24 protein-coding genes are annotated in these 22,793 nt (G+C 68.8%); 9 read left to right on the forward strand and 15 right to left on the reverse strand.

What is annotated here, in order from left to right:
- Positions 1–93 precede the first annotated feature (93 nt).
- The 5 genes from ACQUS7_RS08845 to ACQUS7_RS08865 all read right to left on the reverse strand — a co-directional run bounded on the left by ACQUS7_RS08845 (position 94) and on the right by ACQUS7_RS08865 (position 4,850).
- On the reverse strand, positions 94–1,080 hold the full coding sequence (locus ACQUS7_RS08845; protein WP_435146444.1) for a hypothetical protein: 987 nt from the start codon (positions 1,078–1,080) through the stop codon (positions 94–96).
- Positions 1,081–1,278: 198 nt separating this feature from the next.
- Positions 1,279–2,028 carry a VOC family protein gene (locus tag ACQUS7_RS08850; protein WP_435146446.1) on the reverse strand — a complete coding sequence of 250 codons (750 nt, stop codon included), beginning with the start codon at positions 2,026–2,028 and terminating at the stop codon, positions 1,279–1,281.
- A 74-nt stretch (positions 2,029–2,102) separates the two neighbouring features.
- Entirely contained in the window at positions 2,103–3,182 is a 1,080-nt protein-coding gene (locus ACQUS7_RS08855; RefSeq protein ID WP_435146448.1) for a hypothetical protein, read from the reverse strand.
- An 82-nt stretch (positions 3,183–3,264) separates the two neighbouring features.
- Positions 3,265–3,741 (reverse strand): hypothetical protein, encoded by a 477-nt coding sequence (locus ACQUS7_RS08860; protein WP_435146450.1) that lies wholly within the window; start codon positions 3,739–3,741, stop codon positions 3,265–3,267.
- Complete coding sequence (locus ACQUS7_RS08865; RefSeq protein WP_435126797.1) at positions 3,741–4,850, reverse strand: OBG GTPase family GTP-binding protein; 1,110 nt, start codon at positions 4,848–4,850, stop codon at positions 3,741–3,743. Before ACQUS7_RS08865 ends, ACQUS7_RS08860 begins: the two co-directional genes overlap by 1 nt.
- A gap of 167 nt (positions 4,851–5,017) precedes the next feature.
- Here ACQUS7_RS08865 and ACQUS7_RS08870 point away from each other — a divergent pair, with 167 nt between their 5' ends.
- The 6 genes from ACQUS7_RS08870 to ACQUS7_RS08895 all read left to right on the forward strand — a co-directional run bounded on the left by ACQUS7_RS08870 (position 5,018) and on the right by ACQUS7_RS08895 (position 9,313).
- Positions 5,018–5,221, forward strand: a complete 204-nt coding sequence (locus ACQUS7_RS08870; protein ID WP_435126795.1) for a VNG_1110C family protein — start codon at positions 5,018–5,020, stop codon at positions 5,219–5,221.
- 72 nt (positions 5,222–5,293) lie between these two features.
- Positions 5,294–5,671, forward strand: a complete 378-nt coding sequence (locus ACQUS7_RS08875; RefSeq protein WP_435126793.1) for a DUF7541 family protein — start codon at positions 5,294–5,296, stop codon at positions 5,669–5,671.
- Between the two features lie 154 nt (positions 5,672–5,825).
- Positions 5,826–6,311 carry a DUF6684 family protein gene (locus ACQUS7_RS08880; RefSeq protein WP_435146452.1) on the forward strand — a complete coding sequence of 162 codons (486 nt, stop codon included), beginning with the start codon at positions 5,826–5,828 and terminating at the stop codon, positions 6,309–6,311.
- A gap of 103 nt (positions 6,312–6,414) precedes the next feature.
- Positions 6,415–8,145, forward strand: coding sequence for a cbb3-type cytochrome c oxidase subunit I (locus tag ACQUS7_RS08885; protein WP_435146790.1), 1,731 nt, complete (start codon positions 6,415–6,417; stop codon positions 8,143–8,145).
- A gap of 352 nt (positions 8,146–8,497) precedes the next feature.
- Positions 8,498–8,791, forward strand: coding sequence for a DUF7520 family protein (locus ACQUS7_RS08890; protein WP_435126790.1), 294 nt, complete (start codon positions 8,498–8,500; stop codon positions 8,789–8,791).
- Positions 8,792–8,914: 123 nt separating this feature from the next.
- Positions 8,915–9,313 (forward strand): universal stress protein, encoded by a 399-nt coding sequence (locus tag ACQUS7_RS08895; protein WP_435126788.1) that lies wholly within the window; start codon positions 8,915–8,917, stop codon positions 9,311–9,313.
- 82 nt (positions 9,314–9,395) lie between these two features.
- Here ACQUS7_RS08895 and ACQUS7_RS08900 read toward each other — a convergent pair whose 3' ends face one another.
- The 7 genes from ACQUS7_RS08900 to ACQUS7_RS08930 form a co-directional block, all read right to left on the reverse strand.
- Positions 9,396–10,097, reverse strand: coding sequence for a thioredoxin family protein (locus tag ACQUS7_RS08900; RefSeq protein ID WP_435126786.1), 702 nt, complete (start codon positions 10,095–10,097; stop codon positions 9,396–9,398).
- Positions 10,094–10,846 carry an ABC transporter ATP-binding protein gene (locus tag ACQUS7_RS08905; RefSeq protein ID WP_435126784.1) on the reverse strand — a complete coding sequence of 251 codons (753 nt, stop codon included), beginning with the start codon at positions 10,844–10,846 and terminating at the stop codon, positions 10,094–10,096. The genes ACQUS7_RS08900 and ACQUS7_RS08905 overlap by 4 nt, the downstream gene beginning before the upstream one ends.
- Positions 10,843–11,601, reverse strand: a complete 759-nt coding sequence (locus ACQUS7_RS08910) for an ABC transporter ATP-binding protein (RefSeq protein ID WP_435146456.1) — start codon at positions 11,599–11,601, stop codon at positions 10,843–10,845. Before ACQUS7_RS08910 ends, ACQUS7_RS08905 begins: the two co-directional genes overlap by 4 nt.
- Positions 11,598–12,713, reverse strand: a complete 1,116-nt coding sequence (locus ACQUS7_RS08915) for a branched-chain amino acid ABC transporter permease (protein WP_435126781.1) — start codon at positions 12,711–12,713, stop codon at positions 11,598–11,600. Before ACQUS7_RS08915 ends, ACQUS7_RS08910 begins: the two co-directional genes overlap by 4 nt.
- Positions 12,710–13,663 (reverse strand): branched-chain amino acid ABC transporter permease, encoded by a 954-nt coding sequence (locus ACQUS7_RS08920; RefSeq protein WP_435146458.1) that lies wholly within the window; start codon positions 13,661–13,663, stop codon positions 12,710–12,712. The genes ACQUS7_RS08915 and ACQUS7_RS08920 overlap by 4 nt, the downstream gene beginning before the upstream one ends.
- A gap of 111 nt (positions 13,664–13,774) precedes the next feature.
- Entirely contained in the window at positions 13,775–15,130 is a 1,356-nt protein-coding gene (locus tag ACQUS7_RS08925) for a substrate-binding protein (protein WP_435146460.1), read from the reverse strand.
- Positions 15,131–15,291: 161 nt separating this feature from the next.
- On the reverse strand, positions 15,292–15,972 hold the full coding sequence (locus ACQUS7_RS08930; RefSeq protein WP_435146462.1) for a haloacid dehalogenase type II: 681 nt from the start codon (positions 15,970–15,972) through the stop codon (positions 15,292–15,294).
- A 98-nt stretch (positions 15,973–16,070) separates the two neighbouring features.
- Between ACQUS7_RS08930 and ACQUS7_RS08935 the strand changes: the two genes are divergently transcribed.
- Both ACQUS7_RS08935 and ACQUS7_RS08940 read left to right on the forward strand, forming a co-directional pair.
- Entirely contained in the window at positions 16,071–16,826 is a 756-nt protein-coding gene (locus ACQUS7_RS08935) for a GNAT family N-acetyltransferase (RefSeq protein WP_435126774.1), read from the forward strand.
- Positions 16,827–16,972: 146 nt separating this feature from the next.
- Entirely contained in the window at positions 16,973–17,779 is an 807-nt protein-coding gene (locus tag ACQUS7_RS08940; RefSeq protein WP_435146465.1) for a P-loop NTPase, read from the forward strand.
- An 89-nt stretch (positions 17,780–17,868) separates the two neighbouring features.
- Here ACQUS7_RS08940 and ACQUS7_RS08945 read toward each other — a convergent pair whose 3' ends face one another.
- The gene (locus tag ACQUS7_RS08945; RefSeq protein ID WP_435146467.1) at positions 17,869–19,479 is read right to left on the reverse strand and encodes a class I adenylate-forming enzyme family protein; all 1,611 of its coding nucleotides are present in this window, start codon (positions 19,477–19,479) and stop codon (positions 17,869–17,871) included.
- Positions 19,480–19,647: 168 nt separating this feature from the next.
- Here ACQUS7_RS08945 and ACQUS7_RS08950 point away from each other — a divergent pair, with 168 nt between their 5' ends.
- On the forward strand, positions 19,648–19,890 hold the full coding sequence (locus ACQUS7_RS08950) for a DUF7576 family protein (RefSeq protein WP_435126769.1): 243 nt from the start codon (positions 19,648–19,650) through the stop codon (positions 19,888–19,890).
- Positions 19,891–19,908: 18 nt separating this feature from the next.
- Here the strand turns inward: ACQUS7_RS08950 and ACQUS7_RS08955 are convergent, their stop codons facing one another.
- Together ACQUS7_RS08955 and acs are read right to left on the reverse strand one after the other, a co-directional pair.
- Positions 19,909–20,598: a zinc-ribbon domain-containing protein gene (locus ACQUS7_RS08955; RefSeq protein WP_435146469.1), complete on the reverse strand. Its 690-nt coding sequence runs from the start codon at positions 20,596–20,598 to the stop codon at positions 19,909–19,911.
- Positions 20,599–20,779: 181 nt separating this feature from the next.
- Positions 20,780–22,771 (reverse strand): acetate--CoA ligase, encoded by a 1,992-nt coding sequence (gene acs / locus ACQUS7_RS08960; protein WP_435146471.1) that lies wholly within the window; start codon positions 22,769–22,771, stop codon positions 20,780–20,782.
- Between the last annotated feature and the right edge of the window lie 22 nt (positions 22,772–22,793).

The raw sequence follows: 22,793 nt of genomic DNA on the forward strand, positions 1-22,793 counted from the left end.
CGACGACGACGCCGCTGCGGCTCGGCGTTCTTTTTCTGCGTCCGCAGGGAGGCCCGTCCGTTCGTCCCCGTCAGCCGCCAATGGACCCCGCCGTCAGGCGCCGACGTGCGAGTCGGCCAGCGGCGTGAGGCGGAACGCGACGAACGGGACGATGTAGCCGAAGCAGTAGCCGAGCAGGTGCGTGAACACGTTCAGGACGGTGCCGTCGCCGGGCGAGACGGCCGGGAACGCCGGGAACAACAGCAGCACCGACAGCGCCGCCGCGACCAGCACCACGCCGCCGTAGCCGTCGCCCGTTCCGGCCGGCGCGACGACGGTGTCGGCGATAGCACCGCCAGCCGACCGGAGGACCGCTCGGCCGTACACCGCGACGGCGACGACGCTCGCGACGCCCGCCGCGGCGCTCGCCGTCGACAGCGGCACCGCCCAGAACGACACCACGGCCGTCCCGACGAAGAACAGCGCCGGCGACGCGTCAGCGACAGCGGCGACGGCGGCGCCGCTGACGGGGGCGTCGGTGTCGGTAGTCGCGTACGCGCCTTCGTCGGCGTCTGCGTCCGCGTCGACGTCTCCAGGCGCGCCGTCGACGCAGTCCGCGACCGCCCAGGTGATGGCGTGCGGCAGGAAGCCGAGGAACGCCATGTTGAGCCCGGAGAAGCCGTAGCCGATGCTGTGGCGCGGGAACAGCATGTTCAGCGCGGACAGCGCCCACGGGAACGCGACGAGCACCGCGACGAACGTGACGAAGAACAGGCGGCGGCGGCCGCTCCGGGCGCTCAGCGCGAGCGCGACGGGGACGACGGCGAGGTAGACGAGGAGGTTCGACGCGAGGTGGCCGACCGAGAGGTGGACGAAGTGCGAGGCGTACATCGCCGGCAGCGTCGGCTCCGCGTACGCGAGCGCGTACGACAGCTTCGTCGGTCGCGGCAGCGCGAACACGGCGAGCAGCACCGCCGGAACTCCGGCGACCACCAGGACGTCCGCGGGGCGAACCCGATGGGCGACCGCCGCGACGGCGGCGTCGGCGCCGGAAATCAGGCGCGGGAGCCAGCCAGCGCCCTCGTCGAGTGAGTCGGTCATAGCAGTCGATGGCCGAACGGGCCCACCGCCGAATCCGGGCGGCGCGCCGTTCAGCAGGTGTGGCTGGCCGGACGACGCCGACCGGTATGTACGCTTGGGCCGAACTATTACGCGAGATAATTAGCGGGGGTGCGGCGCGAAACCCGGTCAGCTTCGGCACGAAACCAGGTCAGCAGCGGCGCGGAACGCCGGTCGGCGTCAGACCAGTTCGATTTCGTGGCCGTCCTGGTCTTTGGTGAACGCGTAGCGGAAGTCGCAGGACTCGGGGTCGCGGTAGTCTTCGGATTCGCGCTCCAGGACGGTCGCCCAGTCCTCCTCCAGGTCGTCGACGGAGACGGCGAGGTGGCCCCAGGCGTCGCCCATGTCGTAGCTGCGGCCGTCGTAGTTGTAGGTGAGTTCGACGGCCATCGCCTCCTCGGCGGCGCCCTCGGCTTTCATGAAGTAGTTCGCGAACGTGTCCGCCTCCCAGCGGCCGGTGTGTTCGTACTCGAAGGTGCGGAGCCAGTAGCCGAGCGCCTCGGTGGCGTCCTCGACGCGAATCATGGTGTGGTCGAGGCTCCAGCGGGCGCCGTGGTCGCGCTGCACCAGTTCGATTTCGTGGCCGTCCGGGTCCTTCACGAACGCGTAGTTGCCGCCGCAGGACTCGGGGTCGCGGTAGTCCTCGACGCCGGCGTCCATCAGCTCCTGGTAGGACGCTTCGAGGTCTTCGACGCGCACCGCGATGTGGCCCCACGCGTCGCCCATGTCGTAGCTGCGGTCGTCGTGGTTGTAGGTGAGTTCGAGCGTCGACCCCTCCTCGTGCATGTTCTTCGGGCCGAGGTGGACGTTGGTGAACGTCTCGGCGTCCCACCGGCTCTTCTCCTCGTAACCGAACAGCTCGGTGTAGAACTCCATCGCCTCGTCGAGGTCCTCCACCCGCATCATCACGTGGTCGAGATTGAACGTCATACGCGATGCGTCGGGCGCCGGACCCATATCCCTACCGAACCCGGGCGACGCCGCCGCGACGTCACAGCGCCGGTTCAGAAGCGCTGCGGGCGGCGGTCGGGCGTGAAGTTCGGGTCGACGTCGTCGACGGCCGCCTCGACGGTTTCGGCGGCGAAGCCGGGCGCCTCGTTCAGTTCGTACGTGTCGGCGCGGGTCGCGGTCGCCTGGCGGAGTGCGGCGCCGTACGACCCGGCGGAGAACGGCGCGAGCGCGGCTCCGTACGTCGATTCGAGGTCCGCGAACAGCCGCGCGCGGGCGGTCTTTCGTTCGTCGGCGAGCGTCCGGTCGGCGGCGGAGCGGCCGTCGACGTCGACGAGCCAGTCGTCGTGTTCGCCGTGCCGGACCGCCCAGAGGTGCCGCGCGTGCCGGTACCGGAGCCGAGCGGTGCGGCGGAGGCCGTCGGTCACCCGGTCGTCGAGCGAGGCGTCCGCGCCGGCGACGTCGCTGACGCGGTAGTTCAGGTAGACCACGTCGCGGCAGAGCCGCTGCAGCGGCGTCTTGTCGAGCACGTCGACGCAGACCACGTCGCCGCCGTGGCGCACCCGCATCGTCGGCGCGTCGCCGTCGGTGTCGACGACGCCGGTCCGCGGGCCGACGAGCAGCCGGAAGCCGGCGCGGAGCGCGAACAGGTGCCACCACTCAAGCAGGCCGTCCGCGGCGGCGTCGCCGGTCAGCGGCCAGCCGAACGCGTCGGCGTCGACGGTGCGGGTCGGCGTCGCGTCCGCGGCCGGCGCGAGCGTCTCCGGGTCGCAGTCGTCGGCGGCGTACTCGCGGGTGCGGATGCCGTCGGCGAGCGCCGGAATCACGTCGACGGCGAGCGGAACCGCGAGGAACGGCCGGACGCCGTCGCGGGTCACGACGAACAGGTGGAAGCCGGCGAACGGGACGAGCTTGTCGCCGATGTCGGCGAGCCGGGCGTCCATCACCGCGGAGTCGGTGTCGAGCCAGTGCGGCGGCGTCACGCCGTCGCGGAACGTCTCGCGCGCGACGTAGTCGTCGAGCCGACCGACGAACTCGTCGACCGAGGCGTCCACGTCGACGCGGTACACCTTGAACCGCCTGTCACCGCCGCCGCGACGGTTCTGCTGAAAACACACGAGGGCGTCCGAGTCCATGCTTGCCATCGCCCGCTCGGCCGGGATAACCGTTGCCCGCCGAGTACCGCGATTGATTCTCGGTCCCGGTGGCCCGAGCAGTTCAGGCGTCGGCGCGAGCGGCGCGAGCAGCGCGGTAGCGCCACGCCGCGACCGCCCACAGAAGCAGCGAGCCGACCGGGTATGTGCGCTGGGCCGGCGACGCCGCGAACGACGACGCGACCACGACGTTGGCGGCGCCGGCGACGGCGAGCAGCCCCGCGGTGACGCGGCCGTCCTCGGCGTCGACGAAGCCGAGCGCGGCGGAGCCGACCGCGAGCAGCCAGCAGGCCGCCGCGGCGACCCAGCGGCCGAGCAGCGGCGACGACGAGTACGCGAGGTACGTCAGGAGCGTCCGCGCGACGACCGGGTCGAGGCTGACGCCGCCCCACGCGAACCGCAGAAACGCGCGGCTCCCCGGCGAGACCTGAATCGACCACGGAACCAGTCCGCACAGCAGCACGGCGGCCAGCACGCGGCGCGGCGACGACGCCGGCAGCGCCCGCGCGAATCGGTCGCGGAGCCGCGCCGAGTCCGCCATCACTTCCGGGCGACGATGCGGAGCACGTCCTCGTCGGCGAGTTCGTGGTCGCGGCCGACCTGCTGGTCGTCGTGGACCGCGGAGTCGCCGGAGACCCGCGCGAACTTGAATCGGTCGTCGAAGCTGCCGCCGAGTTTCTCGCAGGCGTCGCCGACCGTGGCGCCCTCCCGGAGCACCAGCGGCTCGTCGTAGTCGACGCCGCGGCCCGGCTTGTCCATGTAGATGCGGATGAGTCCGAGCGCCTCCCAGATCTCCTCTTTCAGGCCGTCGAGCCCCTTCTCCTCCGCCGCGGAGATGAAGATGGCGTCCTCCGGGTCGATGTCGTGTTCGCGGAGGTTCTCGTGGACCGTCGGCAGGTACGCCTCGTCGATGAGGTCGGCCTTGTTGACGGCGACGATGGACGGCACGTACTCGCGGTTGTCCATGACGCCGTCGACGAGTTCGTCGATGGTGAGGTCGTGCGGAATCGTGACGTCGGCGTTGACGAAGCCGTGCTCGCGGAGGACGCTCTTCACCGTCTCCTCGTCGAGCGAGACGTCGTCGCGCATCGTCACGCGGATGCCGTCCTTGTGCGTCTTCCGCACCGAGATGTTCGGCGGCTCCGTGTCCAGCCGAATCTTGTTCTCGTACAGTTCGTACCGCAGCCGCTCGTACTGGTCGATTTCGAACACCGAGAGCATGAACACGACGAGGTCGGCGGTCCGAACCACCGACAGCACCTCCTTGCCGCCGCCGCGGCCGCCGGCGGCGCCCTCGATGAGCCCCGGGACGTCCAGAATCTGGATGTTGGCGCCGCGGTACTGCAGCATGCCGGGGTTGACGTCGAGCGTCGTGAACTCGTACTCGCCGGTCTCGCTTTCGGCGTTCGTGAGCGCGTTGATCAGCGTGGACTTCCCGACCGACGGGAATCCGACGAGGGCGACGGTGGCGTCGCCGGTCTTCTCGACCGCGTAGCCGTGGCCGCCGCCCGAGGAGGACTGGTTTTCGAGTTTCTCCTTCTTCTGCGCGAGTTTCGACTTCAGCCGGCCGATGTGCGCCTCGGTCGACTTGTTGTACGGAGTCTCCGCGATCTCCTCGCGCAACTCCTCGATCTCCTCCTCCAGTCCCATCACTGAACAGTCGGCGGTCCGGCCGCCTAAACGCTTCCCTTCGCCGTGGCCGCATCTCCGGGTCGCTGCCGGCGAGCCGCTCGCGAACCGGTTCTCCTCGGAGTCTCGCCGCTGAATACTTCGATACGGTTATACGTGGTGCTGGTCAGATTGCTGGTACGAACGAGATGCCGGACCCGTCCCGTCTCCGAGACAGCACGCAGATCGTCCTCCCGTGCGACGCGCTCGACGGCGTCCGCACCGATCTCGAAGCGGAGTTCACAGTGACGGTGTTCTCGGTGGACGACGCGGAGTGCCGCATCATCGGGAGTCCGGTCGAAATCAAGGCGGTCTCCGAGTTTCTCGCGCGCCACGGCGTCACGCTCCCCTGACCCGACGCTCGCCGCCCGCCGTCCGGGCCGCGACACCGATGCGCTTACCATCCACAGGACGTAACCACCGGTATGGACGAGACTCCGGGGCTGAGCGACCAGTACCGGATGGCGAGCCCGTGGCCGCTGTTCGTCGCGCTCGGGCTCCCCATCGCGGAGCTCGGGCTGCTGCTCGGGCTGCTTCCGCTCACCGTCGGCGGGCTGTTCCTGTTCTGCGGCAGCATCGCCGGGATGGTGCAGGAGGCGGGGTACACCGAGACGCCGTGGCGCGCGCTCGCGGTCGTCGCCGTGCTGACCGTGCTGCTCGGCGCCGCGCTGGTGTACGCCGAATCGTACACGTCCGTCTCGGTGGCGGCGCGCGGCTACGCCGCCGTCGGCGCGGGCGCCGTGATGCTGCTCGCCGGCGTCGTCGGCGAACTGTTCAGCTACGACACCGACGTCGCGGTCTGACGCCGGAGCAGCCCCAGCGTCGACGCGACGCGGCGACGCCGGATTTTCTCGACGCCGACGCGGAGTCGCGACCGTCGGCCGCGGCGTTCACCGGGGCGGTCGCGACGCCCGCCGAATCAACAAGGTATTTGGCCGCGCTGTACGAGGTCCGCGTATGGCCACCATCTTCGACAGGGACACCCTGCTGGACCTGACGGTGAACGCCATCCCGCTGGGCATCATCCTGTTCTTCGTCGCCGTGTTCCTCGCGCTCGACCCGTGGGGAGGCATGGACACGCTCGGGAAGGTGCTGCAGATGGGTCTGCTCGCGTTCCCGTTCGTCGCGCTCGCCATCCTCACGTACGTCTCCGGGAAGGCCGTCGCCGGTGACGAACACCGCGCGAAGGTGTTCTTCCAGGGGCAAGCGACCCTCGAGGACGCACCGACCAAGGAGGAAGCCGAAGCGGAGACGCACGTCGCCGACGAGGCCGAAGAGGCCGCCGACGGCGACGACGCGGACGACGAGGAGACTGACGCCGCCGCTGACGCGGACGGTGACGTCGACGCGGACGACGAGGACGCCGCTGCCGACGACGACGCCAACGAGGACGACGAGGACGCCGCTGCCGACGACGACGCCAACGAGGACGACGAGGAGTAACCGCCGGCCGGGCGGCGGCCGCGCCGGACCCGAATCTTTCTTGTGCTTCCGATTCAGACCGTTTCCCATGGAGATTACCGGCCAACTACTGCTGACGGCGCTCATGGGGCTGCTCCTCGTGGGCGTGGCCGCCTTCCTCGCGAGGGTCGAGGACTGGCGGTCGTACACCCCCATCGGCGCCGGGGGGGCCGTCGGTGAGACAGAGCACGGCCACGGCGAGAAGCCGGCTGGACTCATTCGCTGGCTCACGACCGTCGACCACAAGGACATCGGGCTGCTGTACGGGACGTACGCCGTCATCGCGTTCGTCGTCGGCGGCCTGATGGTCATCGGGATGCGGACCGAGCTCGCGACGCCGTCGATGGACGTGCTCGGCTCCGCGACGTTCTACAACTCCCTGATGACGAGCCACGGCATCACGATGCTGTTCCTGTTCGGGACGCCCGTCATCGCGGCGTTCTCGAACTACCTGATTCCGCTCGTCATCGGCGCGGACGACATGGCGTTCCCGCGCATCAACGCCATCGCGTTCTGGCTGCTGCCGCCGGGCGCGCTGCTCATCTGGGCCGGGTTCTTCCCGATTCCGGACGTCATCCCGGCGCAGACCGCCTGGACGATGTACACGCCGCTGTCGGCCGGCGTCGGCAACGGGAACCAGGCGAACGTCGGCGTCGACCTGATGCTGCTCGGCCTCCACCTCACGGGGGTTTCGGCGACGATGGGCGCCATCAACTTCATCGCGACCATCTTCACCGAGCGCGCCGAGGAGGTCACCTGGGCGAACCTCGACATCTTCAGCTGGACGATTCTGACGCAGTCCGGCCTGATCCTGTTCGCGTTCCCGCTGCTCGGCTCCGCGCTCGTCATGCTGCTGCTCGACCGGAACTTCGGGACGACGTTCTTCGCGGTGGGGGGCGGCGACCCGATTCTGTGGCAACACCTCTTCTGGTTCTTCGGCCACCCCGAAGTCTACATCCTGGTGTTGCCGCCGATGGGCATCGTCAGCTACGTCCTCCCGCGGTTCTCGGGCCGGAAGCTGTTCGGGTTCAAGTTCGTCGTCTACTCGACGCTGGCCATCGGCGTGCTGTCGTTCGGCGTCTGGGCGCACCACATGTTCGCGACCGGCATCGACCCGCGGCTCCGCGCGAGCTTCATGGCGGTGTCGCTCGCCATCGCCATCCCGTCCGCCGTGAAGACGTTCAACTGGATCACGACGATGTGGAACGGCCGGCTCCGGCTCACCGCGCCGATGCTGTTCTGCATCGGGTTCGTCAGCAACTTCATCATCGGCGGCGTCACCGGCGTGTTCCTCGCGTCCATCCCGGTCGACCTGGTGCTGCACGACACGTACTACGTCGTCGGCCACTTCCACTACATCGTCATGGGCGCCATCACGTTCGCCGGCATGGCCGGCATCTACTACTGGTTCCCGCTGGTCAGCGGCCGCTGGTACCAGCGCCGCCTCGCGAAGGCGCACTTCTGGCTCTGGATGGTCGGCACCAACGTGACGTTCTTCGCGATGGTGCTGCTCGGCTACGGCGGCATGCCGCGCCGGTACGCCACCTACCTGCCGAAGTTCGCGACGCTCCACCAGATTGCGACGCTCGGCGCGTTCATGCTGCTGCTCGGCGGCATCATCTGGGTGTACAACGTCGTCGTCTCCTGGCTGGAAGGCCCACGGGTGCAGAGCGGCGACCCGTGGAACCTCGAAGCGGACGACCTCAACACCGCCGAGTGGGACTGGTTCGAACAGCAGCGCGACTCCGACGTCCCCGCGGTCACCGACGGCGGCGAGGAGACGGACGTTCGGATGGACGGCGGCAGCGACGAGTAAGCCGCCTCCGACGCGGACACCGCGGTTTTCTGCGATTCAGGGGCGACTTTCGTGCCGGAGCCGACGATGCACGGACAGTCAGCCGCGGCGCTCCGGGACGGCTGAGACGAGAGAAGCGACCGGCGGGTCCACGACGACCGCACCAGCGACCCGCCGCGTGACGGGGCTACGCGAGTACGAGGACGAGTCCGGTCGCGAACATGAGCAGCGCGACGGCGCCGAGGATGACGCCGAGGAGGTCCTTGTCGGTCATCGTCGGCGGTTCGACGCGGAGCAGCAAAGGCGCGTCGGTGTGGCCGCTCGGCGCCCCCGGGAACGTAAACCCTATTCGCGGACACACCGAATTTCGGCCGTGACCGACTCCGAGCAGGCGGACGACGCGCGCGGGCGCCGCGGGCCGAGACTGGTGTTGGTGCTGTACGGCGCGCTGGTGAGCATCGCCGGCGTCGGCGGCGCGCTCATCCCGGTGTTCGTCGACGACCTGTCCGCGCCGGCGCTGTTCGGCGTGTTCGCACTCCCCGTATCGCCCGCCGGATTCGCCGTCTACGGCGCCGTCACCATCGCGTTCGTGCTCGGCGTCCCGCTCGCGCTCGTCGTCTACGTCTCCCACCGCGTCGACGACCCGGACGCGGTCGGCCGGGACTGACCTCGACCGAATCCGTCGGCACCTGCCCGGGCGGCGCGGCCGGCGTGCTTCGCTCCGGCCGCTCTCACGGCGCGGGGTCCGTCGAAACGACTAATTCGGTGCCGACTGAACAATCGAGTAGAAATGTACCACATTGTGCTCGGCGTCGACAAGGACGAGGAACACGCCGCCGCTGCCGCCCGCGAAGTGACGGAACTCCCCGGAACCGACGAGATCGAAGTGACGCTCGTCCACGTCTTCCAGGACAACCCGAGCGGCGCGTCAGCCGGGCAGGTCGGCGCGGTCCGCGAAGCCGAGGACGTCCTGACCGAAGCCGGCATCGAAGTCGACATCGCGGAGTCCAGCGGCGACCCGGCGGACGCCATCATCGAAATCGCGGACGACGTCGACGCCGACCTCGTCGTCGTCGGCGGCCGGAAGCGCTCGCCGACCGGGAAGGCGCTGTTCGGCTCCGTCACGCAGGCCGTCATCCTCAACGCCGGCCGCCCGGTGATGGTCACCGGCGTCACCGAAGAAGCGTAGCCGGCGCCGCAGCGTAGCCGGAGACTCGAACTCGAAGAAGAAAAGAAGAGACGCAGCGGGGACGGAGCGGCCCGAGCCGCGGTCAGTTCTCCGCGTCGCCGTACACGCGGTCTGCGGCCTCCTTCACGTCCAGCGGCTGCTGCCGGCCTTCGAGCCGGTCTGCGACGTCGCCGTCGCGGAACAGCAGCAGCGTCGGCGCCTTCGAGACGTCGAACGCCCGGAGGAACTCGGTGGCGTCGTCGCCGACCGCGACGCCCGCGGATTCGACGTCCGCGGGGAGCGCGTCGAGTATCTCCGGCAGGTCCGCTTTCATCGCCTCACAGGGCTTGCAGTCGCGTTTCCAGACGAACACCGCGGCGTCCGGGTGCTCCGTCCGGAACATCTCGTACGTCTCGTCGGTGAGTTCGTGCTGGCCGTCCGGGATGGGGGACGCCGGCTCGATTTCGACGACGAGCGCCGCCATCGTGGCGAGCGCCGGCTGCGCCGGCGGGTCGTCGAGGAACGACTGGAGCGCGAGGTAGGCGGCGAGTTCGGCGCGCGTCACGCCGAGTTCGTCGACGCGCCGCTCCGCCTCAGACCGGTCCAGCCCGAACGCGTCCGCGACGCTGTCGTGGAACCGCGCGTCGTCGGCGTCGAGGTAGCTGTCCCGGTACACCGCGTGCGTCGACTCGAACTCGTCGGTCGTGACGAGCGTGCCGTCGTCGAACTCGTCGACGACGCCGGCGGCGACCAGTCGGTCGAGCAGCGCCTCCGGGTCGACGTCGGCGGCCGGGTCGGTGCTCATACGCCGAGGTACTGTTCGCGGGTCTCTTCATCCTCCCGGAGCGTCTCGGCGCCGCCGGAGAACACCATCTCGCCCTGGTCGAGCACGTACGCCCGGTCGGCGATGTTCATCGCGGCGACGGCGTTCTGCTCGACGAGCAGGATGGTGGTGCCGGCGTCGGCGATGCGTTCGATGGCGTCCTCGACGGAGGCGATGATCTGCGGCGCCAGCCCCTCGTACGGCTCGTCGAGCATCAGCAGGTCGGTGTCCTGCTTGAGCGCGCGGGCGATGGCGAGCATCTGCTGTTCGCCGCCCGACAGCGTCCCGGCCTTCTGGCTGGCGCGCTCTTCGAGCCGCGGGAACTCCTCGAACACCTCGGCGGTCGACATCCCCTGCCGGCCCATCGTGATGTCGCGGCCGACCCGGTTCGACCAGTTCCGGGAGACGTCCGACAGGTGCAGGTTCTCCTCGACGGTCAGGTTCGGGAACACGCGGCGCTCTTCGGGCACCAGCGAGATGCCGCGCGAGGAGATGTCCTCGGTGGTGTCGTCGGTGATGTCGTCGCCGTGGAACCGGATGGCGCCGTCGCGGACGTCCGGCGGCCGCGCGCCGGCGATGGAGCGCAGCGTCGTCGTCTTCCCGGCGCCGTTCCGGCCGAGGAGGGCGCACACCTCCCCTTCTTCGACGTGCATCGACAGGTCGCGGAGGATGTGGCTCTGCCCGTAGTAGGCGTCCACGCCCTCCACCGACAGCAGCGCGTCGTCGCTCATAGCTCCACCCCGCCGAGGTAGGCGTCCTGCACGGCGTCGCTGCCCTGCACCTCGTCCGGCGTGCCGTCCGCGATGACTTCCCCGCGGTTCAACACCAGGATGCGGTCGGCGATGCGGAAGATGACTTCCATGTCGTGTTCGACGATGAGGATGGTGAGCCCGAGTTCGTCTTGGAGCTGCTCGATGAGCTCGACGGTCGCTTCGGTCTCGTCGGGCGACATGCCCGCGGTCGGTTCGTCCATGAACAGCATCTCCGGGTCGGCGGCGAGCGCGATGGCGATCTCCAGTCGGCGCTTGTCGCCGTACGGCAGGCTGCCGGCCTCCTCGTCGGCGACGCCGCTGAGCTCGACGGCGTCGAGCATCCGCGCCGCGGTGTCGTGCACCTCGTCGAAGCCGCCGAGTTTCTTCAGGAAGTTGAACTGGAACGAGCCGTGTTCGGCGGCGAGCGCGGCGATAGTGACGTTCTCCTCGACGGTCATCTCCGGGAAGATGGACGCCGTCTGGAACGACTTGCTGATGCCGCGCTGCACCGACTCGTGTGGCGAGAGGTGCGTGATGTCCTCGCCGTCGAACTCGACGGTGCCGCGGGTCGGTTCGAGCATCCCGGTGATGCAGTTGATGAGCGTCGACTTCCCGGCGCCGTTCGGCCCGATGACCGCGCGGGTCTCGCCGGATTCGACCTCGAAGGACACCTCGTCGACGGCGACCAGCCCACCGAACTCCTTGGTGAGCCCGTCGGTTCGGAGCAGACTCACTGCTCGTCACCTCCGTCGTCGCCGCCCGGGCGAGCGAACCCGTACAGGTCGTTCAGCGCCCCGTGGACGCCGCGCGGGAACACCCACACGACGAACACGAAGATGGCGCCGAGGACGAGCCGCCACAGCGACCCGATGGCGCCGATGAACGGGAGGCTGACGCCCTGAATCACGTTCGAGACGTACTCGAAGATGAACGCGCCGAACACCGGGCCGACGATGCTGCCGGTGCCGCCGAGCACGGTCATGATGACGAAGTCGCCGGACGTGATCCAGTACAGCACGGTTCCGGGGTGGATGTACGACTCGTGGATGGCGAACAGGGCGCCGCCGACGCCGGCGAACACCGCCGAGATGACGAACGCCATCAGCTTGTAGCGGAACACGTTCAGCCCGACGAACTCGACGCGCTGTTCGTTCTGCCCGAGCGCCTCGAAGATGAGGCCGTACGGCGAGTTCACGATGCGGTTCGCCGACCAGATGGCGAGCAGCATGAACGCCGCGACGAACACGTACATCCAGGTGCCAAGGAACGGCAGCTGCGCCTCCAGCTCGATGACGCCGAGCAGGTGGCCGACCTGGACGTTCGAGAAGCCGTTGTCGCCGCCGGTGAGCCACGCGCCGGGTGCGAGCGCGTAGAAGTACAGCGCCTGCCCGAACGTCAGGGTGAGCACGGCGAAGTAGACGCCGGAGCGCTGAATCGACACGTAGCCGATGGGCCACGCGAGCAGCGTCGCGACGATGGCGCCGGCGATGACCATGACGATCGGGCTGCTGCCGACGGTGGCGAGCAGCGGCAGGTCGCTGGAGCTGACGATGCCGGCGGTGTACGCCGCCGTTCCGAAGAACGCGGCGTGACCGAACGACAGCAGCTCCGTGTAGCCGAGCAGGAGGTTGAAGCCGATGACGACGACGCCGAACGCGAGCACCAGCGCCGGCAGCCCGGCGTAGCCGCCGATGGAGAAGCCGGTGAGCGCGCCGACGAACCCGAGGACGTCGATGAGGACGAACGGGAAGAACAGCAGCGCGACGGCGGAGCCGATGACGACGGCGTCGTCGCGGTCGCGGAGCCGGCCGACGAGGCTGGCGGCCGCGTTCGTGTCGCTACTCATTCGGACACCCCCGTACTGCCGAAGATGCCCTCGGGCCGCACGATGAGCATCAGCGCGACGAACAGGTACAGCACGATCTGCGCCCACTGGGAGTACGTCTGCGTCATCGCGGCGACGATGAGTCCGAGCACCATCCCGCCGGCGATGGCGCCGCGGACCGAGCCGGCGCCGCCGACGACGATGGTGAGGAACGCCGGCACGAGCGCGCGCTCGGTGCCGACCTGCGGGCTGACGGTCTGAATCGACGCGCCGATGAGTCCGGCGAACGCGGCGAGCGCCGCGCCGAGCGCGAACACGAGGCTGTACGACCGGTTGATTTTGATGCCGAGCAGCCGCACCATCTCGGAGTCGTGCGTCCCCGCCTGCACCACGAGGCCGAAGTCGGTGCGTTCGACGATGATGAACGTCACGAGGATGACGACGGCGGCGATACCGACGATGAACAGCCGCCAGGACGGGTACAGCCCGATGATGGGCAGGTCGACGGGCTGAGCGATGTTGACCCCGAACACTTGCTGGGGCGTGATCGACTGGAACGTGTTCCCGCCGATGACGTTCCGCACCAGCTCTTCGGCGATGAGCGCTAACCCGAACGTGACCAGTAGCTGGTCGGTCTCCGGGCGGTCGTAGAACGGTTCGGCGACGAACTTCTCCATGCCGAGCCCGACGACGAACCCGACTATCGGGACGACGACGAGCGCGGCCAGGAAGCCGCCGTCGACGCCGAGAGTCGTGATGCCGAAGCTGTGTAAGAGCCCGGTCGTGAGCGACACCTCGCGGAACACCAGCAGTCCGGTGTACGAGCCGACGAGGTAGAGCGCGCCGTGGGCGAGGTTGAGGAACTCCATCGTCCCGAGGATGATGGTGAGCCCGATTCCGAGGAGCGCGTAAATCGCCCCCTGCTGGAGCCCGTTGAGAAGAATCGTTGCGACGTCAGCTTGCAATATCATGATTATTGTTTCTGTTCGACCGGATTTCCCGGCCGGTTGTTAGTAGTTGTCGGTAAGGTCATTCATTGACACTACGACGGTGGAAAGAACGGTCGAAGACGGCGACGTGGGCTATCCGCTGTTCTCGTCGCCGTAGTTGCCGAGCGAGCAGTTCGCTGCCGGTCCGGCGTCACACGCGTACTTGACCTTGTCGCGCGGCGTCCGCTGGACGATTTCGAGCAGGTTCTTGTCCGTCTGTTCGCTGGTCGGCAGGCCGCGGCCGACCAGGACGTCGCGCTGTGCCTGGTGGTCGCACTTCCGCATCAGCTCCTCGCCGAGACCCGCCTCGTTGTACGAGTAGCCTTCGAGTTCGCGGATGACCTCCGGCGCGTAGAACGTCCCGGCGCGCTCGACGGCGGCGGAGTACTGCAGCGCCTGCGTGTACGCGATGCGGGCCGCGTACGACGGGACGCGGTTGTACTCGCTCTGGAAGGCGCTGACGAACGACTTCGAGGCGTCGTCGCTGAGCTTCCAGTTCCAGTCGACGGTGCCGTACACGCCGCCGATGGAGTCGCTCGCCGCCTTCAGCATCAGGCGGTTGTACAGCGGGACGACGATCTCCATGTCGTTGTCGAGGCCGGCCTGAATCGCCTGCGGCAGCGAGTTCGCGCCGTCCAGCCCGTAGTGGTTCAGGATGAGGACGTCGGTCTTGTCGCGCGGGACGTCCGAGAGGTACGACGAGTAGTCGGAGGTGCCGAGCGGCGTCGGCACCGAGTTGATCTGCGACCAGCCCGCCTCCGTGAGGAACTTCTTCATCGACTTCTGCTGGGACTGCCCCCACGTGTAGTCGGCGTACAGCTGGTAGAACTGCTTGTTCGCCCCGAACTCGCTTTTCAGGATGGGCGCCAGCGCGGCGCCGGTCATGTAGGCGTTGAACATCTCGCGGTGGCCGTACCGCTTGCACTCCGAGCCGGTGGTGGCGTTGGAGTGCGTGATGCACGCCATGAACTGCACCTTCTCCTGCTGGCACAGCTCCTGCACCGCGATGGCGACCGCCGAGGACGACCCGCCGGTAATCATGATGGCGTTGTCCCGCGAAATCATCCGCTGGGCAGACTGCCGGGCGGTGTCCGGCGAGGTCGCGGTGTCGCCGGTGACGGACGCGACCGTCTTGCCGAGCACGCCGTCGCCGCTGAGGTCGTTCCAGCTGTCGACCCAGCCGCCGCCGTTGTTGAGGTGTTTCTTCGCGAGGTTGTAGCCGCGCAGTTCGTCCTGTCCCTCCTGGGAGTAGGAGCCGGACTGCGGGACGTTGAAGCCGTAGACGACTTCGCTGCCCTCGACCGGGTAGTTCCCGAGCGCCGGGTATTCACTGCTGCCGCCGCCGGTGACTCCCGAACAGCCGGCCAGTCCGGCGAGTCCTGCGGCGCCTGCTGCACCTGACGTCTTCAGCACATCACGCCTGCTAAGCGCTTTGGTATCCCGTGCCATGCCCCTACCGCAGGCCACATTCTTAATGAACTTTTTGTGTATATCCCCTTAGATAATGTTAATATTGATTATAGTCCTTCGCCGGCATATAATGAGGATAGATAACACACCGCAGCGTTGAAGTCGGCAGGTTTTGCGGGAAACGGTGCGGGGACCGCGCGTCAGTCGAGGTGGTCAGCCACGCCGGCCAGCCCGCCGACCTCGAGGTCGGGTTCGACGCCGAGGCGCTCGAACGGGTCGTTCGCTCGGTTCACCCAGGCGGTCCGCAGCCCCGCGTTCGCGGCGCCCGCGACGTCCCAGGCGTTCCCGGAGACGAGCCGACACGACGACACCGCGGTGTCGGTGCGGTCGGCGGCGTTCTCGTACACCGCCGGGTTCGGCTTGAACGTCGCCACCTCGTCCGCGCTGATGACGTCGTCCAGTTCGGGCGCGAGCCCGGCGTTCTCCGCGAGCGCGTCGAGCATCGCCGGGTTCCCGTTCGACAGCACCGTCACGGTGTGGCCGGCGTCCGAAAGCCGACGAAGCGTGTCGACCGCGTCGGGGTACGGGTCGAGACGGTCGTACGCGTCGATGAGCGCGTCCTCCGTCGCCGCGTCCGCGTCGACGTTCCACTGGTCGAGCGCGAAGCCGAGCGCGTCCCGCGTCACCGACTGGAACGGCTCGTACGCCCCCATCAGCCCGCGCTGGTAGGAGTACTGGAGCTGTTTCGACCGCCACGTCGCGTCAATCTCCGCCACCACCGACTCGGGCGCGTCGAGTTCCGCGCTGAGCGCCGCCGTCACGCTGCTCGTGTCACACAGCGTCCCGTACATGTCGAAGCAGATCGTCTCGGTCTCGGCCATACGAGTGAATGGGACTCACGGTACAAAGTAGCACCCCAGGCTCCGCCCCGGGAGAACGGCCACGACGTTTAGTGTGGTCGGGGAGAGACGTGGCCCGTATGGACCTCCGAGATGCTGCGCAGGAAGACGTCGACGGAATCCGGCGCGTGGCGCGCGCGTCGCTGAAATCGTCGTACGGTGCGCTGGACGACGACGTCATCGACGACGCCGTCGAATCGTGGTACGGCGCCGACACCATCGCCGACGAACTGGCCGACGACGACACGGTGTTCGTCGTCGCGGTGGACGACGGCGACGTCGTCGGGTTCGCACAGAGCCACGCCGTCGAGGGCCGGACCGCCATCGGCGAACTGGACTGGCTGCACGTCCACCCGGACTACCGCGGCCGCGGCATCGGCGTCGACCTGCTGCGGCGCGTGGAGACCGAACTGCTCGACCGCGGCGCCGACCGCATCAAGGGCCGCGTGCTCGCCGCGAACGAGGCCGGCGCCGCGTTCTACGAGGAGGAAGGGTTCTCCGAGACCGCCGAGCGCGACGTCGACATCGGCGGCGAACGGTTCACCGAGCGCGTCTACACGAAGACGCCGGCCGACGTCGGCGACGACGAGGTGCTGGTGGAGGAGCGCACCACCGACGACGGTGACACCGTCTACGTCGCGTACGACGAGAGCCTCCGGGCGACCGAGGCGCCGTTCTACGCGACGTACAGCGACCGCGACCGCGACGACCGGTACGGATACCTCTGCGGGAACTGCGACTCGCTGGACACGGCGATGAACACGATGGGCCGCGTCGAGTGCAACGACTGCGGCAACCACAGCAAGCCGACGCGGTGGGACGCCGCGTACCTGTAACCGCCCGGCGGCCACCCGAGTCCTCCACGGACCCTCGGTTCTCCATCGCGGCCGCCCCCCCCGCGACGGCCCACGACGCCGCTCCGAGTCTCAGCGTCGATAGCTGCGGGGCGTGAGTTAAGGTGTCGACGCGTGCCGGTGCGCGTATGGACGGACGGGTGCTCGCCGTCGTCGGCGCGAAGGGCGGAGTCGGCAAGACGACGACGAGCCTGAACCTCGCCGCCGCGCTCGCCGAGGACGGCCGCGCGGTCGTCGTCGTCGAGGCGGACCTCGCGATGGCGAACGCGGTCGACTTCCTCGACGTCGACGTGAACGGCGGGAAGACGCTGCACGACGTGCTCGCGGGCGGCGCCGGCGTCGACGACGCGACCTACCCGGCGCCCGGCGGCTTCGACGTCGTGCCGAGCGGTGTCGACCTCGACGGCTTCGTCAACGCCGACCTCGACCGGTTCCCGCCGGCGCTCGACACGCTCCGGGCGCGCTACGACGCGGTCATCATCGACACCGGCGCCGGCGTCAGCCGCGAAACCGTGGTGCCGACGGCGAGCGCGGACGGCGCCGTGTTGGTGTCGACGCCGCGGGTCGCCTCCATCCGCGACGCCGACAAGACGATGACCGTCGCGGAGCGCGCGGACGCGCCGGTCGGCGGCGTCGTCCTGACGAAGTCCGGGACTGGCCGGTCGCCGCCCGCCGAGCGCATCGCCGCGTTCCTCGGCACCGAACTGCTCGGGCACGTCCCGCACGACGAGGCGATTCCGGACGCGCAGGACGCCGGCGTCCCGACGGTCGCGCACGCCCCGCACAGCGACGCCGCCTCCGCCTACCGGCAGGTCGCCGCCGCGCTCCGCCGCCGCCCCGACATGCTCGGGATGACCGTCACCGCAGACAGCGGCGGCTTCCGCTTCGGCGACGACGCCGCCGCAGACGGCGGCACGGACCGGTTCTTCCGATAGAGAAAGCGGCGCGCGACGAGCCGCCGGAATCGGCGGCAGCGGTCGAGAACAGTGCAGGGCACCGCGTGCGAGGCGGGACGGCGGTCGCGTTATCCTTCGCCGACCATCCGCTCTTCGTCGTCCCACTCGCGCTCGCGGAGTTCGTACTTCTGAATCTTCCCGGTCGCCGTCTTCGGGAGCTGCGAGACGAACTCGATTCGTCTCGGCACCTTGAACGACGCGAGCCGCTCCCGGCAGAACGCGAGCAGGTCCGCCTCGGTGACGCCGGGGTCGTCGACGTCGCCGTTCGCCGGGACGACGAACGCCTTCGGCGTCTCGCCCCACTCGTCGCTCGGCGCCGGGATGACGGCGACGTCGCCGACGGCGTCGTGGTCGAACAGGACGTCCTCCAGTTCGATAGAGGAGATGTTCTCGCCGCCGGAGATGATGATGTCCTTCTTGCGGTCCTGAATCGTCAGCATGCCGTCCTCGTCGACGACGGCGAGGTCGCCGGTGTGGTAGTAGCCGTCGACGCGGTCGTGGAACGCCTCCTCGGTGGCCTCGGGCTTCTCCCAGTAGCCGTCCATCACCTGGTTGCCGCGCACCACGATTTCGCCGACGGTCTGGCCGTCCTCGGCGACGTCGTCGCCGTCCTCGTCGACGACGCGGACCTCGGTGCCGAGGTAGCCGAACCCCTGCGTCTTCTTGACGGCGAACCGGTCGTCGGAGTCGTCGTCGAAGTAGCGGCGGGCGTCGCTGGTCGTGATGAGCGGCCCGGTCTCGGTGGCGCCGTAGACGTGTTTGAGGTACCAGCCGAACTCGTCTTCGACGGTCCGAATCGTCGCTTCAGGGGGCGCGGCGCCGGCGGTGGCGACCCGGACGTCCTGGCCGGCGTCGACGGGGCCGCCGTGGTCGTCGTAGTGGTCGCTGAGCAGTTTCAGGACGGTCGGCGCGGCGCAGAAGTACGTCACGTCGTTTTCGCGGAGGCGGTCGAACACCTCGGCGGCGTCGACGCCGCGGGTGCAGACGTGCCGGGCGCCGATGCCGGTGACGGCGTAGATGTGGCCCCAGCCGTTCACGTGGAACATCGGCAGCGTCCACAGGTAGGTGTCGTCGTCGCTGAGTTCCTGGTGGACCGAGATGAGGTAGGCGTGCAGCGTCTCGGTGCGGTGGGTGCGGCAGACGCCCTTCGGGTCGCCGGTGGTGCCGGAGGTGTAGTTGATGGTGATGACCTCGTCTTCGGCCATCTCCGGCCGGTCGTGGGCGCCGTCGTTGTCGACGGCGTCGTCGAACGACTCCCAGTCGCCGTCGACGGCGTCGGCGTCGTTCGTGATGAACACCTCCGTCGGGACGTCGTCGCGGATTTCCTCGATGGCGTCGGCGTACTCGGCGTCGGCGTAGACGGCGGTGACGCCGGCGTCGTTGAGGATGTACTCGAAGTCGGAGGCGACCAGCCGGTAGTTCAGCGGCGTGTGGACGGCGCCGACCTGGAAGCTCCCGTAGGCGGCTTCGAGGTGGTAGTGCGTGTTCGGGTCGAGCACCGCGACGCGGTCGCCCTTTCCGACGCCGCGTTCTTGGAGCGCCGCGGAGAAGCCGTCCGCGCGCCGCCCGAGTTCGTCGTAGGTGTACGTGTCGCCGTCGACGGTGACGACCGCCTCCTGGTCGCCGTAGTTCCGTCGCGCCCGGTCGAGGAAGTCCGTGACTAACAGCGGTTTCTCCATGCTCGGTGGAAACTTCCGGTACGTTCATGATAATCCTTGCGGGGATTGCTACCACACACCACTTTCCTCCAGCGGTTCCGTGCGCGTACGAACCGCTCGGGAGCGCTCGGGACTGCAGGGGAACACTACCCAGAAAAGTGACATATGCGTGCGGGTCGAACGCGGCGTATGGAGCTCACAGAGTACGTGGGAACCCGGCACCCGAACGAGGAGGCGACCGTCGCGCGCGCCACGCCGCACTACCGCTGGAAGCCCGCCGGCGTGGTCCGGGCGCGCTGCCGCCACTGCGGCACCGAACTCGAACTGTCCCAGCGGCACGTCCTCGTCACGCTCTCACAGCCGGTCGGCGGCGACGAACGCCACCACCTCTGTGACGAGCAGTGCGTCGACGGCTGGCTCTCGGAGGACTGACCCGGCAGCGACCGGCGGCTACGCCGACTCGTCTCCGCGGTCCGCGCCGCCGGCGTCGTCGCCGCTCTCCGCTTCCTCGTCGCGGTCGGTGTCCACGGCCGCCTCGTCGCCGGCGGCGTCCGTCTCGCCGTCGCTCCGCTCAGCGCCGCCGCCGCTGCCGGCTGTCCCGCCGTCGCTGTCCGCTCCGTCGCCGCTCTCCGCTTCCTCGTCGCGGTCGGTGTCCACGGCCGTCTCGTCGCCGGCGGCGTTCACGCCGCGGGACGGGAGCTGTGCGGCCTGCTGTTCGGCGCGGGTGTACGCGTCGTAGACGGAGAACAGCCAGACGGCCGGGTACAGCACGAAGCCGACGAGGACGAGCGCGGACAGCACCGAGACGATGCTGGCCGCGACGAACGCGAGTCCGCGCATCGGCTCGCGGTTGTAGAACTGACCGAGCCCCGGCACCAGAAGCGAGAGCGCGGCGGCGACGAACGGGTTCCCGCCGGAGACCAGTTCGTCCAGCGCGCTGTCCAGTGACGACGCCGACGACGCGGGGCCGGACTGGCTCGCGCCGCACGACGGACAGAACGCCGCGTCGGCGTCGATTCGGTCGCCGCACGACCGGCAGAACGCGGTGTCCCGCTCGTCGGCCGGGGAGGCCGTGTCCGGGGCGTCGTCCGCTGAGTCCCCGGTGTCGGGGTCGTCGTCGGCTGTGGAGGGCGAATCCATGGGCGGCCCGACGCCCGCCAGCGCCTAAAGCTTCTGCTCTCCACGAAGCCGGCCGGTGCGCCCCGGTTGCGGCGCGTGAGCAGAACGAGCGGAGAGAAGATGTGGAGAGAAACCGTGGAGAGAAAACGAGAGACGGAACGCGGAAAGAAAACGAACGCGGAGACGGCGCGGCGGCCGGTCGTTACTCCTGGACCTTGACGCGGATCTCCTCGACGATGTCCGGGTTGCGGAGCGTCGACGTGTCGCCGAGTTCGGCCTCGTTCGCGATGTCTTCGAGGAGCCGACGCATGATCTTCCCGGAGCGGGTCTTCGGGAGTTCGGGCGTGAAGATGACCTCCTGCGGCCGCGCGATGGGACCGATGGCGTCCTCGACGGCGCCGACGATCTCCTGGCGGAACTCGTCGGATTCGTCCTGGCCCTCCTCGACGATGACGTACGCGTAGACGGCTTCGCCCTTCACCGGGTGGTCGCCGCCGACGACCGCGGCCTCGGCGACGCCCTCGACGCCGACGATGGCCGACTCGATCTCCATCGTTCCGAGGCGGTGCCCGGAGACGTTGATGACGTCGTCGACGCGGCCGAGCACGGTGATGTAGCCGTCCTCGTCGATTTTCGCGCCGTCCTCCGGGAAGTAGACCCAGTCGTCCGGGTCGTCGGAGTCGGTGTCGGAGTACTCAGCCCAGTACTCCTCGATGAACCGCTCGTCGTTCTTGTACAGCGTCCGCAGCATCCCCGGCCACGGCTTGTTTACGGTGAGGTAGCCGGCGCGGCCCGGCTCCACCTCGTCGCCGTCGGTGTCGACGATCTGGACGTCGAGCCCCGGGAGCGGCGGCCCCGCAGAGCCCGGCTTCATGTCGTTGACGCCGGGCAGCGTCGTCACCATCATGCCGCCCGTCTCGGTCTGCCACCACGTGTCGACGATGGGGCACGACTCGTCGCCGATGTACTTGTAGTACCACTTCCACGCGCGAGGGTTGATGGGTTCGCCGACGGTGCCGAGCAGCCGGAGGCTGGAGAGGTCGTGGCGGTCCGGGTACTCAGAGCCCCACTTCATGAACGACCGGATGGCGGTCGGCGCCGTGTACAGCTGCGTCGCCTCGTACTCCTCGATGATCTCCCACAGCCGGTCGCGTTCGGGGTAGTCCGGCGTCCCCTCGTACATCATCGACGTCGTGCCGAGCGCGAGCGGCCCGTAGACGATGTACGAGTGACCGGTGATCCAGCCGATGTCTGCCGAGCAGAAGTAGGTGTCCTCCGGCTTGATGTCGAGCACCGACTGGCTGGTCCAGGCGGTCCACGCGAGGTAGCCGCCGGTGGTGTGTTTCACGCCCTTCGGCTGTCCGGTCGTCCCGGACGTGTACATCAAGAACAGCATGTCCTCGGCGTCGCGCTCGACCGGGTCGACTTCGGCGCCCTCGTGGGCGGCGAGCAGGTCGTCCCAGTCGCGCTGGTCGTCGGTGAGGTCGTGGCCGAAGTCGTCGCCGTTCGGGCCGAGCCGGTCGACGACGACGGACGTGACGTCGTGGTCGACGCCTTCGAGCCCCTCGTTCGCCTTGTCGAGGTGGTCGAGCGGGTCGCCGCGGCGGTAGTAGCCGTCGCAGGTCACGAGGTACTCGGAGTCCGCGGAGTTCATCCGGGTCGCCAGCGCGTCCGCGGAGAAGCCGGCGAACACGACGGAGTGCGGCGCGCCGATGCGGGCGCACGCCAGCATCGCCACCGGGAGCTGCGGAATCATCGGCATGTACATGGTGACGACGTCGTCCTCCTCGACGCCGAGGTCGCGCAGCGCCGCCGCGCACTCGTTCACCTGCTCGTGCAGTTCTTCGTAGGTCAGCGTGACGTTCTCCTCGTCGGTCGGTTCGCCCACCCACTCGATTGCGGCTTCGTCGCCGCGTTCGTCGAGGTGGCGGTCGATGCAGTTCGCGGAGGCGTTCAGCGACCCGCCGGTGAACCACTCGTAAAACGGCGGGTTCGAGTCGTCGAGCACCTGCTCGTAGTCGTCGTCCCAGTCGAGCAGGTCGGCCGCGGCCTGCCAGCACTCCGGCCAGTTCTCGTCGAACTCCTCGTAGATGTCGGGGTCCGCGACGTTCGCCTGCTCGACGAACTCCGCGGGTGGCTCGAACTCCTCCTGTTCTTCGAGCCGCGCCTCGAGTTCCACGTCATCGTCTGACATAGTCACCGGAAAAGTAGGAATC

The organism is Halobaculum sp. P14 (assembly GCF_051195155.1).
In the GTDB taxonomy this organism is placed as follows: domain Archaea; phylum Halobacteriota; class Halobacteria; order Halobacteriales; family Haloferacaceae; genus JBNTKA01.

Bases quoted from the DNA above. Each gene is read 5' to 3' on its own strand.
- ACQUS7_RS08855 (WP_435146448.1), bottom strand. From the start codon at position 3,182: ATGGACTCGGACGCCCTCGTGTGTTTTCAGCAGAACCGTCGCGGCGGC.
- ACQUS7_RS08870 (WP_435126795.1), top strand. From the start codon at position 5,018: ATGCCGGACCCGTCCCGTCTCCGAGACAGCACGCAGATCGTCCTCCCG.
- ACQUS7_RS08905 (WP_435126784.1), bottom strand. From the start codon at position 10,846: ATGAGCGACGACGCGCTGCTGTCGGTGGAGGGCGTGGACGCCTACTAC.
- ACQUS7_RS08845 (WP_435146444.1), bottom strand. From the start codon at position 1,080: ATGACCGACTCACTCGACGAGGGCGCTGGCTGGCTCCCGCGCCTGATT.
- ACQUS7_RS08885 (WP_435146790.1), top strand. From the start codon at position 6,415: ATGGGGCTGCTCCTCGTGGGCGTGGCCGCCTTCCTCGCGAGGGTCGAG.
- ACQUS7_RS08860 (WP_435146450.1), bottom strand. From the start codon at position 3,741: ATGGCGGACTCGGCGCGGCTCCGCGACCGATTCGCGCGGGCGCTGCCG.
- ACQUS7_RS08895 (WP_435126788.1), top strand. From the start codon at position 8,915: ATGTACCACATTGTGCTCGGCGTCGACAAGGACGAGGAACACGCCGCC.
- ACQUS7_RS08850 (WP_435146446.1), bottom strand. From the start codon at position 2,028: ATGACGTTCAATCTCGACCACGTGATGATGCGGGTGGAGGACCTCGAC.
- ACQUS7_RS08940 (WP_435146465.1), top strand. From the start codon at position 16,973: ATGGACGGACGGGTGCTCGCCGTCGTCGGCGCGAAGGGCGGAGTCGGC.
- ACQUS7_RS08865 (WP_435126797.1), bottom strand. From the start codon at position 4,850: ATGGGACTGGAGGAGGAGATCGAGGAGTTGCGCGAGGAGATCGCGGAG.
- ACQUS7_RS08915 (WP_435126781.1), bottom strand. From the start codon at position 12,713: ATGAGTAGCGACACGAACGCGGCCGCCAGCCTCGTCGGCCGGCTCCGC.
- ACQUS7_RS08875 (WP_435126793.1), top strand. From the start codon at position 5,294: ATGGACGAGACTCCGGGGCTGAGCGACCAGTACCGGATGGCGAGCCCG.
- ACQUS7_RS08935 (WP_435126774.1), top strand. From the start codon at position 16,071: ATGGACCTCCGAGATGCTGCGCAGGAAGACGTCGACGGAATCCGGCGC.
- ACQUS7_RS08950 (WP_435126769.1), top strand. From the start codon at position 19,648: ATGGAGCTCACAGAGTACGTGGGAACCCGGCACCCGAACGAGGAGGCG.
- ACQUS7_RS08900 (WP_435126786.1), bottom strand. From the start codon at position 10,097: ATGAGCACCGACCCGGCCGCCGACGTCGACCCGGAGGCGCTGCTCGAC.
- ACQUS7_RS08945 (WP_435146467.1), bottom strand. From the start codon at position 19,479: ATGGAGAAACCGCTGTTAGTCACGGACTTCCTCGACCGGGCGCGACGG.
- ACQUS7_RS08920 (WP_435146458.1), bottom strand. From the start codon at position 13,663: ATGATATTGCAAGCTGACGTCGCAACGATTCTTCTCAACGGGCTCCAG.
- ACQUS7_RS08925 (WP_435146460.1), bottom strand. From the start codon at position 15,130: ATGGCACGGGATACCAAAGCGCTTAGCAGGCGTGATGTGCTGAAGACG.
- ACQUS7_RS08880 (WP_435146452.1), top strand. From the start codon at position 5,826: ATGGCCACCATCTTCGACAGGGACACCCTGCTGGACCTGACGGTGAAC.
- ACQUS7_RS08955 (WP_435146469.1), bottom strand. From the start codon at position 20,598: ATGGATTCGCCCTCCACAGCCGACGACGACCCCGACACCGGGGACTCA.
- ACQUS7_RS08930 (WP_435146462.1), bottom strand. From the start codon at position 15,972: ATGGCCGAGACCGAGACGATCTGCTTCGACATGTACGGGACGCTGTGT.
- acs (WP_435146471.1), bottom strand. From the start codon at position 22,771: ATGTCAGACGATGACGTGGAACTCGAGGCGCGGCTCGAAGAACAGGAG.